Origin of the sequence: Azonexus hydrophilus, from assembly GCF_905120355.1 — a bacterium.
GTDB lineage: Bacteria > Pseudomonadota > Gammaproteobacteria > Burkholderiales > Rhodocyclaceae > Azonexus.
Genome location: NZ_CAJHOB010000005.1, coordinates 112119 through 124900, shown reverse-complemented (window position 1 = coordinate 124900; position 12782 = coordinate 112119). Strand labels below are relative to the sequence as shown.

Genomic DNA, 12782 nt, shown 5'->3' with positions numbered 1-12782 from the left:
AGCACGATGCCGCCGGCAAACACATGCGATACTGCGGACCGCTTCAACTCACTCCATTCACGCATGAACACCCGCACCAGCTCAACCCAAACCGGTCCGCTCAGCGGCCTCAAAGTGCTCGAATTCGCCGGCATCGGCCCCGGCCCCTTCTGCGGCATGCTGCTCGCCGACATGGGGGCGGAAGTGACACTGCTCGAACGGGCGGGCGGCACCTTCGCCTCACAGCTGTTTGGCGGTGGACGCAAGGCAGTGGCCAACCGTGGCAAGAAATCCATCTGCATTGATCTCAAGAATCCGGAGATACGCCCTCTCGTACTGCGCATGATCGCCGAAACCGATGTCTTGCTCGAAGGGTTCCGCCCCGGCGTGATGGAGCGCCTGGGCTTTGGCCCGGAGATCTGCCTGCAGGCCAACCCGCGCCTGGTCTATGGCCGCATGACCGGCTGGGGGCAGAGCGGACCACTCGCTGCCCGCGCCGGGCATGACGCCAATTACGCGGCGCTGGCCGGCATGCTGGATAGTGGCCGCCGCCATGGCGGCGCCCCCTGGGCGCCCCCCACGCTGGTGGGTGACATGGGCGGCGGCGGTCTACTGCTGGCCTGGGGAATTGCCTGCGCGCTGATCGAAGCGCAGAAAAGTGGCCAGGGGCAGGTCATTGATGCGGCCATGTGCGAGGGCGCTGCCCTGCTCGGACATGGGCTGTTCAATCTGGAGGCGCTGGGCGAATGGCAGGGCCAGTGCGCCATCGATTCGAGCGCACCGTTCTACGATGTTTACGCCTGCGCCGATGGCCTGTGGCTGTCGGTCTGCCCGCTGGAGCCGCAGTTCTATGCCAGCTTCCTCGCCCGCCTGCAACTGACCGAGGATCCTGACTTTCAAGGGGCGCAGTACGACACGGCACGCTGGCCGCGCATGAAGGCACGCCTCACGACGCTCTTTGCCAGCCAGCCGCGCGCCCACTGGGAGAATGTTTTTGCGGACACCGATGACTGTGTCTGGCCAGTGCTGACCATGGCGCAGGCACGACAGCACCCGCATCACCAGGCGCGCGCCAGCTTCATCGAACTGGCCGGCGTAGCGCAACCGGCGCCGGCCCCCCGGCTGTCGCGCACCCCGGCACAGGTTCAGGAAGCGCCGCCCGTGCTCGGCGAACACACAGTGGAACGCCTGCAAGCCCTGGGACTGACGGCGGTGGAAATCGAGCGTCTGGTGGCACTCGGCGCAGTGTCCCTCATGCGCAGCACTTGAGTAGCCGCTACAGGTAGCCACCCAGCGTGGTCTCCTGTCGCTTGCTTACTCTCCGGCCGGGCAGGGCGCTAGCAGGTCGGCTTCGAGTTCGATTTCCAGATCCTTGCGCAGACGCTGATCGAGGAAATAGCCGCGGTACAGGCGGCCGGCGTTTTCCATCTTGCGCTCGTAAGGCGTTTCCCAGCTGGCGACGCGCAGTTGCACCAGGCCGATCTGCTCGCTGCGCTCGCCTTCATGCGCCGCCAGACAAGGCGTGGCCTGGAAGTGGCGAATCGCTTCGGCACGGTTGTACTGCTCCGGCAACTTCCCGGGTACCTGCGGACAGTGTGGCAGCTGCCGGGTACTGACAGCCGCCGCAATGACATGCGCTTTCAGGTAATACAGCGGCTCGGTCAATACCCAGCCAGCCCCACCTTCCCGATACATGACGCAAGTGCCGGGCTGCAACAGTTCGGGATACTTGAACAACAGACTGGCCGAAGGCCGCAGGGCAGCGCTTTCGGCCAGCGCAGAGGCTGGCGGCAGGAGCAAACAGGCCAGAATGGCAGCCAGACGGCGCATGGCGATTTCCTGAAATCAATACACCCGCCTATCTTCGATCACTTTCCCGTCATTGGGCAAGCCCCCGCGCGCCACGAAAGCCACTTCGCCACGCAACTTGGTCTGTTCGCGCAGCACTTCCCGCAGGCGCAGCACCAAAGCATCCGGCGCCTGCTCAAGCTCGCACTGCAACACCATGCGGTCCTGTGCCTGCGGATTGTCGACCACCAGGCGCATGCGGGAAATTTCCGGAAAGCGCGCCTGAATTTCTGCCACCTGCTCGGGGTGCACGAACATGCCCTTGATCTTGGTGGTCTGGTCCGCCCGCCCGAGCCAGCCCTTGAGGCGTTGATTGGTACGGCCGCAGGCAGACATTCCGGGCAGAAGCGCTGACAGGTCGCCGGTGGCAAAACGGATCAGCGGGTAATCACGGTTGAAGGTGGTGACGACGACTTCACCCACTTCGCCCGCCGGCACTGGGTCGCCGGTGCCGGGACGTACGATCTCCAGCAGCAGATCTTCCTCAACCACCATGCCGGCGTCGATCTCGGATTCGTAGGCAATGGCGCCGATATCGGCCGTGGCGTAGCACTGCCGCACGACGATGCCGCGCTCAGCCAGGCAGGTCCGGGTCACGCCGGGCAGTGCTTCACCGGACACCAACGCTTTACGCAGCGACGAAATATCGGCACCCAGCTCATCCGCCTTGTCGATGATGAGCTTGAGGAAGGAGGGCGTCCCCACATACCCGTCCGGGCGCAGGTTCACCATGGCCTGCACCTGCTGCTCGGTCTGCCCGACACCACCGGGAAAAACCGCGCAACCCAGCTTGCGGGCGCCCCCTTCCATGAGGAAAGCGCCGGGCGTGAAATGGTAGGAAAAACAGTTGTGGATCAACTCGCCACGGCGAAAACCCGCCGCATAAAGCGCCCGCACCATGCGCCAGTGATCGACCTCGGCCCCCTGCAATTCGAAGATCGGCCCGGGCGACGCGAAGACCCGGCGCACCTCTCCCTTGGCCAGCGCGTTGAGGCCGCCAAACGGCGGGGTCGCCTTCTGCAATTCGATCAACTCGCGCTTGCGCGTCAGCGGCAGTGCTGCCAGCGCCTGGCGTGAGTCGCAGGCCGCCGGATCAATCCCGGCCAGCACGTGTGCGTAGTAAGTGCTCGCCTGCTTGGCATGCGCCAGCTGGCGGCGCAACTTGTCCATCAGATCGGCCTCGCGCACCGCCGGATCACGGGTTTCGAGCGAATCGTAGTAGCTCATTTCATTTTTCTCCGTTTTTCACGGTCGGCCGTAACCATTGGGTTCTATAAAGGAAGGATGCCGGAACGGCAAAGTAGTCGCTCAGGGCAAGGCGGAGGCCGGCGCCGTTTGCTCCTGCAAACAAGCCGGCCGACAACGCCGCCCTGAGCGACGCACTGCCGTTACGAAAGCCAGCGCTTGCGGCGGCGGTAATGCTTGACGTCCTTGAACGACTTCCGCCCGGCCGAACTGAGCCCGAGGTAGAACTCCTTGACGTCCTCGTTGGTGCGCAGTGCTTCCGCTTCGCCCTCCATCACCACCCGCCCGTTCTCCAGGATGTAGCCAAAATCGGCGTACTTGAGCGCGACCATGGTGTTCTGCTCGGCCAGCAGGAAGCTGACCTGTTCGCGGCTGTTCAGATCGCGCACGATTTCGAAGATTTCTTCCACGATCTGTGGTGCCAGGCCCATGGACGGCTCATCGAGCAGGATCATCTCCGGCCTGGCCATCAGCGCCCGGCCAATGGCGCACATCTGCTGTTCGCCGCCGGAGGTGTAGCCGGCCTGCGAGCTGCGCCGCGTCTTGAGGCGCGGGAAATAGTGATAAACCCTGTCCAGACTGTCCTTCAGCTCGGCCCGCGAAATGTTGCGCGTATAAGCCCCGGTCAGCAGGTTTTCCTCGATGCTCAGGTGGGCAAAGCAGTGGCGCCCTTCCATGACCTGGATGACGCCGCGCTTGACCAGTTCGTTGGGCGACAGCTGATCAACACGCTGGCCCTTGTACTCGACCGATCCCTTGGTCACATCGCCGCGCTCGGCGTGCAGCAGGTTGGAAATCGCCTTCAGCGTGGTCGACTTGCCGGCGCCATTGGCCCCCAGCAGGGCGACGATCTTGCCCTTGGGAACAGCCAGCGAGACGCCCTTGAGGACCAGGATCACGTGGTCGTAGATGACCTCGATGTTGTTGATGCTCAGGTAGTTGGCGACGCCGGCAGCGGCGTGCGTTTCCTGGGTCGCAGCTTGTGTATTCATGTCGTATCCCGTCATGTGCGCAGTGGCCGGATGCGGGGTGGATGCGCCCACACCCGGCCACTCGCTGCCGCCTTATTTTTCCTTGCTGCAGTCACGCGGCGTGATGCCCTTTTCCTTGGCATACTGCTTGGCGGACGCCTGGAACAGCGGGTGGATCAGCGCCTTGTTGCCCTCGATCCAGCCAGATACCGGCACCCACTTGGCACCATCCCATTGCTGGATCTTCACCTTGCCGGAGCCCTCGTGATTGTTGCAGGAGGTCTTGATTTCCGGCAGCAGATCGGTGGCCCCCAGTTGCTTGATGCGGGCATCGGTGATGTTGAGGTTTTCCAGCGCCCAGCGCGTCTGCTCGCCGTTGAGCGGCTTGCCCTTGCCGTACTTCTCCTGTCCCTTGCGGATCGCCTCGACCGACAGCACCGCCGCCGACACGCCGCGGTTATAGAGCACCGTGCCGATCTTCGAGGTGTCCTGCAGGTTGCCCTTGCCGGCGCCATAGATCACTTTTTCCATATCGGCGATCAGCGGAATGTGCTTGCCGGCCAGATTCCAGGTTGCCGCCATGTAGCCCTTGGCGGCATCGCCCGCCGGCACCACGTCTTCTTCCGATCCGGTCCACCACGAGCCGATCATCTTGTCGCGCGGGAAACCGACCTTCTGCGCCGCCTTCAGCGCCGTCTGGTTCATCACGCCCCAGCCCCAGAACACGACATAGTCCGGCCGCTCCTGACGGATGCGCAGCCATTGCGCATTCTGCTCATTCCCCGGGTGGGCCACCGGAATCTGCACCAGTTTGAACTTGTTGAGCGCCGCCTCCGCCTCCATGGCGATGATGGCCTCCTTGCCATAGGCCGAATCATGGTAGAGGTAGACGATCTTCTTGCCCTCCAGGCTGCCGCCCAGTTTTTCCTTGACGAACCTGACGATGGCCGAAGCCTGCATCTGATAGGTGGTGACCAGCGGGAAGGCGTAGGGGAAGACGGAACCATCCACCGCATCGGTGCGACCGTAGCCCATCATCGCCAGCGGCAGCTTGTCCTGTGCCGACTTGTCGATCAGCGCATAGGAAATGCCGGTGGACATGGTGTGGATCGGCCCCGCCGATTCACCGGCCTTGCGTTTGAGGCGCTCGTAACACTCGACGCCCTTGGCGTTGTTGTATTCCGTTTCACACTCTTCCCAGGTCAGGGTCACGCCGTTGACACCGCCTTCCTTGGTATTGACGTAGTTCAGGTAATCGATGAAGCCACCGTAGAAAGCCTGGCCGTTGGCACCATAGGCGCCGACGCGGTAACTCGGGATGGGGAAGAACTGCTCGGCAGCGAAAGTCTGCGGTGCGATCAGGGCCAGGGAAACCGCGGCAGCGGCAACAGCGGGCTTGAAATTTATTTTCATGTGTATGTCTCCTTCCAGTGTTACAAAAAAAGGCCGGTTCTCAGTGCGGGAATGGCCACAGGCGCAGCTTCTCCTTGGCGATCTGCCACAGACGGGCCAACCCGTGCGGCTCGACGATCAGGAAGAACATGATCAGCGCCCCGAACACCAGGATCTGGATGTGCGACACGGTGGCGCTGGAGAAGGGTAAGCCGAACACCCCGGCCAGAGCAGGCAGGGTGATGTCCAGGAAAATGGGCAGGAGCAGGATGAAGGCGGCACCGAGGAAGGAACCAAGAATCGAACCGACGCCGCCGATGATGATCATGAACAGGATGCGGAAGGACATGTCGAGCGAGAAACCGTCCGGCTCGACCGAGCCGAGGTAGCAGTAGGCGTAGAGAGCGCCGGCCACACCGCAGTAGAAAGAACTGACGGCAAAGGCGAGCAGTTTGGTACGCATCAGACGGATACCGATCACCGAAGCGGCGACGTCCATGTCACGTACCGCCATCCAGGCCCGCCCGGTCGATGAGCGCACCATGTTCTTGGCCGCCAGCGCCATGACGACGACAATCGCCAGCACCAGCAAATACTTGCTCACCGGCGTATTGAAGGCAAAACCCAGAATCTCGATGTTCTGCGCCGAAATCACACCCGACGAGGAATTGTTCGACAACCAGGGAAACTTGGTCAGGCACCAGACGATGAAGAACTGCGCCGCCAGCGTCGCCACGGCCAGGTAAAAACCCTTGATGCGCAGGCTGGGCAGGCCGAACAGGATGCCGACGCCGGCTGCAACCAGACCGGCACCGATGAAGGACACCAGGATCGGGATGCCTTCGATGCGCAACTGGAAGTTGTAGGCGGCGTAGGCGCCGACCGCCATGAAGGCGGCGGTGCCAAGCGACAACTGGCCGGCGTAACCGGTCAGGATATTGAGCCCGAGCGCCGCCAGCGAGAAGATCAGGAAAGGAATGAGGATGGCCGAGAACCAGTATTCACTGGCAAACAGCGGCACGCCGAAAAAGGCCACGGCAAGCAACAACAGGACGCCGATGCGATCCTGACGGATCGGAAACAGCTGCTGATCGGCGGCGTAAGTAGTCTTGAACTGACCGGCTTCACGGTAAAGCATCGCGTTTTCTCCTTAGACCCGGTCGATGTGTTTTTCGCCGAACAGCCCTTCCGGCCGTACCAGCAGGAACAACAGGGCCAGCACATAGGGGAACCAGCCTTCGATGCCGCCGAAGTTGCCACCGAAGAGGTCCTGCATCACCGGCGGGATGTAGATTTCGGCGAGCTTTTCCGAAGCACCGATGATCAGACCACCAACGATGGCGCCCGGCACCGAGGTGAAGCCGCCGAGAATGAGCACCGGCAGCGCCTTCAATGCCGTGAAAGTGAGCGCAAACTGCACGCCGTTTCTCGCGCCCCACATCATGCCGGCAACCAGCGCGACGAAGCCGGCAACGCCCCAGACGATGGCCCAGATGTGCTGCAGTGGAATGCCGATCGACAGCGCCGCCTGGTGGTCGTCGGCGACCGCGCGCAGGGCGCGGCCGATCCGCGTGTACTGGAAGAACAGGGCGAGCACGGTGACCAGCAAGGCGGCGACACCGGCCGCGATCAAGTCGAACTTGGAGATGACCATGTTCCAGTTGTCGAGGATGTAGGGGATCGGCTCGTCGACGATGCCGATATCAAGAGCGCGCGGATCGGAGCCGAAGATCATCGGCGCCAGCCCCTCGATGAAGAAAGTCAGGCCGATGGTGGCCATGAACAACGCGATCGGCGGCTGGTTCACCAGCTTCCTGAGCACGAACTTCTCGGTGCCGATACCGAAGGCGGTCATGATGCCAAAGGCCAGAATCACCGCCAGCCACAACGGCGCCCCCCATTCCATGATGCCGACCACCGACAACGCAGCAAGATAGACCATCGCCCCCTGGGCGAAGTTGAACACGCCGGAGGCCTTGTAGATCAACACGAAACCGAGGGCGACCAGTGCGTACATGACGCCGCTGAGCAAACCGCCGATGAGAACTTCAAAAAAGAATTCCATCTTCCGTCTCCTCAGTGACCCTGGCCCAGATAGGCCTTGATCACGTCTTCGTTGTTCTTCACGTCGTCCGGCGAGCCGTCGCCGATCTTCTTGCCGTAGTCGAGCACCACCACCCGGTCGGAGATGTCCATCACCACCCATGTCGTGCTCGATGAGGACGATGGTGGTGCCGAACTGGTCGTTCACGTCGAGGATGAAACGGCACATGTCCTGCTTTTCCTCGACGTTCATGCCCGCCATCGGCTCGTCGAGGAGCAGCATCGACGGCTCGGCGGCAAGCGCCCGGCCGAGCTCAACGCGCTTCTGCAGACCGTAGGGCAGCCGCCCGACCGGCGTTTTGCGGATGTGCTGGATTTCGAGGAAGTCGATCACCTCCTCGACCTTCTTGCGGTGCTCCAGCTCCTCGTTCTTGGCCCGGCCGAACCACAGCGCGTGCTCGAGGAAGGTCGATTTCATCTTGGTGATGCGCCCGGTCATGATGTTGTCGAGCACGCTCATACCCTTGAACAACGCGATGTTCTGGAAGGTGCGGGCGATGTTCTGCTGCGCCGCCATGTGCGGTTCCATTTTCTTGCGCTCGCTGCCGCGCCAGAACACCTTGCCTTCCTGCGGGTGGTAAACGCCGTTGATCACATTGAGCATCGAGCTCTTGCCCGCGCCGTTCGGGCCGATGATGGCGCGGATCTCGTGTTCGCGGACGTCGAAGGAAATGTCGGTCAGCGCCTTGACGCCGCCGAAGCGCAGGGAAATGTTCTGCAGATCGAGAATGACGTCGCCGATTTTCTTGGCCATCTCATGCCGCCTTTCGTGCAATCGGGAAGGTCTTGCAATCGACGATGCGCAAGTCGGCGGACACCTTGCCGCGACGACCGTCCTCGAATTTGACCTCGGTTTCGATGAATTGCGACGGCAGGCCGCCGTAGAGCGCGTCGATCAACACCTTGTATTTCTCGGAAACGAAGTTGCGGCGGACCTTGCGCGTGCGGGTCAACTCGTCGTCGTCGGGATCGAGTTCCTTGTGCAGGATGAGGAAACGATGCACCTGCGAGTCGGCAACCATGCTGTCGCTGGCCAGCGTCGCATTGACCTCTTCCAGACAGCTCTTGATCAACTCGTACACCTCGGTCTTGGCAGCCAGATCGGTATAGCCGGCGTAGGCGATACCGCGACGTTCAGCCCAGTTACCGACAGCGCCGACGTCAATATTGATGAAGGCGGTCACCATCTCGCGGTCGGCGCCGAAGCAGACCGCTTCCTTGACGTACTGGAAGAATTTCAGTTTGTTCTCGATGTAGTTGGGAGCGAACATCGCACCATTGGCCAGCTTGCCGACATCCTTGGCCCGGTCGATGATCTTCAGATCGCCATCCGCATCCAGGAAACCGGCATCGCCGGTGAGGAACCAGCCCTCGTCATCGCAGGCTTCGGCTGTAGCTTCCGGGCGCTTGTAGTATTCCTTGAGCAGCATCGGCCCCTTGACCAGAACTTCGCCGTTATCGGCAATCTTCAGCTGCACGCCGGGTGCCGCCCGCCCCACTGAATCGAACTTGATCTGGCCATCGTGCTGCAGGCAGACATAGGCGCAGGTTTCCGTCTGACCATAGAACTGTTTGAGATTGATGCCGATGGAGCGATAGAACCGGAACAGATCCGGTCCGATCGCCGCTCCCGCGGTATAGGCGACACGGATGCGGCTCATCCCGAGTACATTGCACAAGGGCCCATAAATGAACAGGTTGCCCAGCCAGTACTGCAGACGATCCGCCAGAGGTACCGGTTTGCGGTCGAGAATGTCGGCGCCGCAACGCTGCGCCACCGCCATGAAGTGCTGGAACAGGAGCTGCTTCAGTTTGCCGGCATCTTCCATGCGGATCATCACCGACGTCAGCAGGCTCTCGAAAACACGCGGCGGGGCAAAGTAGTAGGTCGGCCCGATCTCGCGCAAGTCGGTCATCACCGTATCGCCGGACTCCGGGCAGTTGATGGTGAAGCCGGCGACCATCGCCTGGGCGAAGGAAAACAGGTGGTCGCCGACCCAGGCCATGGGCAGGTAGGACAGGATGTCACCGTCGGCCGTCATGCGGTCAACCTCGATGCCTCCCCGCGCCGCCGCGATGAAGGCGGCGTGTGTCTGGCAGACGCCCTTCGGCTTGCCCGTGGTGCCGGAGGTATAGAGCATGACCGAGACATCATCGAAATGCCCCCGCTCGATCTCGCCGTCAAGAAAATCGGGATGGTTGCGGTCATGGACGCGCCCCAGCTCCATCAAGGCCTCGACATCGTGCAGGAAACTCTCGGTGTAGTGGCGCATGCCGCGCGGGTCGTCATAAATGATGTGCTCCAGGTGCGGAATCTGCCCCCGGATCTCCAGCATCTTGTCGACCTGCTCCTGGTCTTCGACCACCACGAAGCGAACGCCGGCATCCTGCATGACGAACAGCATTTCCTCAGCCACCGCATCCTGATAGAGCGGCACAGGTATGCCGCCCAGACACTGGGCGGCGGTCATCATCATGTAAAGATGCGGCCGGTTGTCACCCACGATGGCCAGATTGTCACCCCGCCGAAACCCCAGCTCGGCCAGGCCGCAGGCCAGGGCGCGCACACGTTCGGCGACAGCAGCCCAAGTCCAGGTCTGCCAGATGCCGAGATCCTTCTCGCGCATGGCAGGCGCCTGCCCACGGGTCGCTGCATGGTGCATCAACAGACGCGGGAAGGTGTGCTGCCCATCCGGCGCCGAATACTTTGCCTGCATAAATTGTCTCCTCCGCCGCAACTCTTTGTTTGCGATCTGTCTGGGTGCGGGTCATTCTGTCCCGGCTGCCTTACAGCAAACTTGCAGGAGGGAAAGGGCCCATGCAGGACAGTCTAGGCCCTGCCGCGGAGCGTGAATGTCATCCGGGGGACATTGTTGGAGAAAGAGGGCGCCACAGCATGGGCCGATACGCTCGGCAGGGTCGACGAAAAACGGCGGAACATTGTGCTGTTCCGCCGTTTTTGCTGGCAGTAGCGACCTGCTAACCGCCGCTGGTGTCTGTTCAGACCTTGAACTTGGCTACCGACTGGCGCAAACCGTCGGCCAATTCGTCGAGATGCTGCGCCGTGCGCGCAGCGGCATCGGCGGCCGCCGTGTTCTCTTCGGTCATCTGGGCAATCTGCTCGATGCGCTGGGAAACCTGCTGTACCGCCGAATCCTGCTCGCGCATCGCGTCAGCGATAGTGCGCACCGACTCCGTCACCCGGTGCGTTTCGGCGTTTGCGCTGTCCAGGGTATCGGTCGAGGCCACCACCCGCTCGCGCGCCGTGCCAGCCTTCTCGTTGGCGGCCTGCATGCGGTATACCGCAGCATCGACCTGAGACTGAACACCACTGATCAAACCGGAGATTTCGTTGGTGGCATGCGCGGTATTTTCAGCCAGCTTGCGCACCTCGTCGGCCACCACTGCAAAACCACGTCCCTGCTCACCGGCACGGGCTGCTTCAATGGCCGCATTCAGGGCGAGCAGATTGGTCTGGTCGGCAATGTCCTTGATGGTGCGCACAATGCCGTCAATCTGCCGTGAGCTTTCCGCCAGACGGGCAATGTCGCCGCTGGCTTCGGAGATCATGGCGGCCAGGTTGTCGACGTTGTCAGCGGCATCACGTACGGTCGCCAGCGTCGTCTCGATATTGTTGCGCGCGCGGGTCGCCGTTTCGTCGGCCAGCTGCGCGTTGTGCGCCGTTTCCGACATGCTGACCGAGGTCTGCTCAATCGCCGCCGCCACCGCCGAAGCCGCTGCTGACTGCTCACCGGAACCGCGCGCCACCTGTACCCCGGCCGCGGACATTTCCTGCGCCGCTGCGGCAATGGCCGTCGCCGAGCCACGGGTCTCGCCGATCAAGGCCGCAATGCGGGCCAGCATGCCGTCAAAGGCCGCGGCAGTGTGGCCGATTTCATCCTGCGCCTGGATCCCGACACGCAGGGTGCAGTCACCACTGCGCTCGACCTGCACGATGGTGTCCTGCAAACTGGCCAACGGCCGCGTAATGGAGCGAATGATGAATGTCGCAATCGCCAGCAGCAAAACCGCTGCCAGCACCGAAATACCCAGGGTCAGAGTGGTACGGCGCTGACCGTCCTGCAGGCTCTGCGCCTGCAACTGGGCAAGGCTGTCCTCGCGCAGTTTGACCAGTTGAGCCAGGGGTTTCTGCACCTTGGTGATGACAATTGGCCAATCATCTTCCAGCACCATCTTCAACGCCTCGTTATCGTTGGCGCCGTAGAGGCTATCAATCGTACTGAAGATCGGCGGCAGGGCCTTGATGCCTTCGGCAATCTGCGCCGCCAGTTCGCTTTCTTCTGTGGAATGGGCAACGAAGATCGCCGCAAACGCCTGCCAGTTGCTTTCGATCGCCTGGCGCGCCTGCTTCAGGTGATTCTGGGCGCCAACACTCGGTAATTGATCGAGCACGACGCCGGCGACGCGGAAACGGATTTCAAGCAGATCGCGGTCTATGGCCTGCGTCAGAAGAAGGGTTTTGACTTCATGCTCCACCATGTTCTGCATGTCCGCGTTGGCCTGACGGCCACCGAACAGGTTGATCGTGGTCAGGGCGATCAACATCAGCAGGGCAATGGCGGCGAAAAGATAGAGTTTTTTGCCGATGGTCAGTTGCATGTCGCTAGGGGAAAGTGAGGGTTTGTCGAGAAGAAGGGCAATCAGGCAAACAGGCGCTTGCCCCGCCAAGGGCAAGCGCCTGCAGAATTACTCCGATTACTCGACCGGATGACCGGCAGCTTTCCAGGCCGGCAGCCCGTCACGGTACCAATTCACCTTGCTGTAGCCGGCCTTGATCGCCATCACAGCGCCCTTGTAGGCGCGCCAGCAAGGCGAACCGTTACAGTAGAAGACCAGCGGCTTGGCCTTATCGGCCGGCAATTTGGCCAAGTCCATCTTGTCCTCCGGATCAATCGTCGACACCTTGCTGTGCTTTTCCCGGTAAACAACGCTGGTGGCCCCCTTGATGTGCTCTTCGGCGTATTCGGCCGGCACGCGCGAATCGATGAACACGGCGCCCTTGTCGAACTGCGCCTTGGCCTGTGCCGTGGTGACATAGGTCCCGCCCGGGATCGTCATCGGGGTTTCTTCCACCGCCTGCACGGTTGCAGAATCTTGTTTTTTATGAGTGGTCAGTCGATGACAGAGGCGCACAACGCCTGCAACCCGGAGTGCCAAATACCCCTACGTTCTGTGCGGCTGTCGGCTGCAGGCTATGTTGTCCCCGACATGAAAGTCAACCAC

Annotated in this window: 10 protein-coding genes and 1 pseudogene; 1 reads left to right on the top strand and 10 read right to left on the bottom strand. The window is 61.8% G+C overall.

Annotated elements, in window-relative coordinates; all coding sequences use genetic code 11:
• Nucleotides 1–63: 63 nt before the first annotated feature.
• Nucleotides 64–1248: a CaiB/BaiF CoA transferase family protein gene (locus JYJ39_RS05495; protein ID WP_205202732.1), complete on the top strand. Its 1185-nt coding sequence runs from the start codon at nucleotides 64–66 to the stop codon at nucleotides 1246–1248.
• 45 nt (nucleotides 1249–1293) lie between these two features.
• Here the strand turns inward: JYJ39_RS05495 and JYJ39_RS05490 are convergent, their stop codons facing one another.
• The 10 genes and pseudogenes from JYJ39_RS05490 to JYJ39_RS05445 all read right to left on the bottom strand — a co-directional run bounded on the left by JYJ39_RS05490 (nucleotide 1294) and on the right by JYJ39_RS05445 (nucleotide 12617).
• Nucleotides 1294–1809, bottom strand: coding sequence for a hypothetical protein (locus JYJ39_RS05490; RefSeq protein WP_205202730.1), 516 nt, complete (start codon nucleotides 1807–1809; stop codon nucleotides 1294–1296).
• 15 nt (nucleotides 1810–1824) lie between these two features.
• Nucleotides 1825–3054 carry a phenylacetate--CoA ligase family protein gene (locus JYJ39_RS05485; protein ID WP_205202728.1) on the bottom strand — a complete coding sequence of 410 codons (1230 nt, stop codon included), beginning with the start codon at nucleotides 3052–3054 and terminating at the stop codon, nucleotides 1825–1827.
• A 161-nt stretch (nucleotides 3055–3215) separates the two neighbouring features.
• On the bottom strand, nucleotides 3216–4064 hold the full coding sequence (locus JYJ39_RS05480) for an ABC transporter ATP-binding protein (RefSeq protein WP_205202726.1): 849 nt from the start codon (nucleotides 4062–4064) through the stop codon (nucleotides 3216–3218).
• A 72-nt stretch (nucleotides 4065–4136) separates the two neighbouring features.
• Nucleotides 4137–5456: an ABC transporter substrate-binding protein gene (locus JYJ39_RS05475; protein WP_205202724.1), complete on the bottom strand. Its 1320-nt coding sequence runs from the start codon at nucleotides 5454–5456 to the stop codon at nucleotides 4137–4139.
• A 40-nt stretch (nucleotides 5457–5496) separates the two neighbouring features.
• Nucleotides 5497–6573, bottom strand: coding sequence for a branched-chain amino acid ABC transporter permease (locus tag JYJ39_RS05470; RefSeq protein ID WP_205202722.1), 1077 nt, complete (start codon nucleotides 6571–6573; stop codon nucleotides 5497–5499).
• 12 nt (nucleotides 6574–6585) lie between these two features.
• Nucleotides 6586–7500, bottom strand: coding sequence for a branched-chain amino acid ABC transporter permease (locus tag JYJ39_RS05465; RefSeq protein ID WP_205202719.1), 915 nt, complete (start codon nucleotides 7498–7500; stop codon nucleotides 6586–6588).
• 11 nt (nucleotides 7501–7511) lie between these two features.
• Nucleotides 7512–8292 (bottom strand): annotated as a pseudogene (locus JYJ39_RS05460) (ABC transporter ATP-binding protein).
• A 1-nt stretch (nucleotide 8293) separates the two neighbouring features.
• The gene (locus JYJ39_RS05455) at nucleotides 8294–10255 is read right to left on the bottom strand and encodes an AMP-dependent synthetase/ligase (RefSeq protein ID WP_205202717.1); all 1962 of its coding nucleotides are present in this window, start codon (nucleotides 10253–10255) and stop codon (nucleotides 8294–8296) included.
• A 283-nt stretch (nucleotides 10256–10538) separates the two neighbouring features.
• A complete protein-coding gene (locus JYJ39_RS05450; protein WP_240189555.1) occupies nucleotides 10539–12158 on the bottom strand; it encodes a methyl-accepting chemotaxis protein in 1620 nt (539 codons plus the stop codon).
• Between the two features lie 96 nt (nucleotides 12159–12254).
• On the bottom strand, nucleotides 12255–12617 hold the full coding sequence (locus tag JYJ39_RS05445) for a rhodanese-like domain-containing protein (protein WP_205202715.1): 363 nt from the start codon (nucleotides 12615–12617) through the stop codon (nucleotides 12255–12257).
• Between the last annotated feature and the right edge of the window lie 165 nt (nucleotides 12618–12782).

Bases quoted from the DNA above. Each gene is read 5' to 3' on its own strand.
- JYJ39_RS05495 (WP_205202732.1), top strand. From the start codon at position 64: ATGAACACCCGCACCAGCTCAACCCAAACCGGTCCGCTCAGCGGCCTC.
- JYJ39_RS05490 (WP_205202730.1), bottom strand. From the start codon at position 1,809: ATGCGCCGTCTGGCTGCCATTCTGGCCTGTTTGCTCCTGCCGCCAGCC.
- JYJ39_RS05485 (WP_205202728.1), bottom strand. From the start codon at position 3,054: ATGAGCTACTACGATTCGCTCGAAACCCGTGATCCGGCGGTGCGCGAG.
- JYJ39_RS05480 (WP_205202726.1), bottom strand. From the start codon at position 4,064: ATGAATACACAAGCTGCGACCCAGGAAACGCACGCCGCTGCCGGCGTC.
- JYJ39_RS05475 (WP_205202724.1), bottom strand. From the start codon at position 5,456: ATGAAAATAAATTTCAAGCCCGCTGTTGCCGCTGCCGCGGTTTCCCTG.
- JYJ39_RS05470 (WP_205202722.1), bottom strand. From the start codon at position 6,573: ATGCTTTACCGTGAAGCCGGTCAGTTCAAGACTACTTACGCCGCCGAT.
- JYJ39_RS05465 (WP_205202719.1), bottom strand. From the start codon at position 7,500: ATGGAATTCTTTTTTGAAGTTCTCATCGGCGGTTTGCTCAGCGGCGTC.
- JYJ39_RS05455 (WP_205202717.1), bottom strand. From the start codon at position 10,255: ATGCAGGCAAAGTATTCGGCGCCGGATGGGCAGCACACCTTCCCGCGT.
- JYJ39_RS05450 (WP_240189555.1), bottom strand. From the start codon at position 12,158: ATGCAACTGACCATCGGCAAAAAACTCTATCTTTTCGCCGCCATTGCC.
- JYJ39_RS05445 (WP_205202715.1), bottom strand. From the start codon at position 12,617: ATGACGATCCCGGGCGGGACCTATGTCACCACGGCACAGGCCAAGGCG.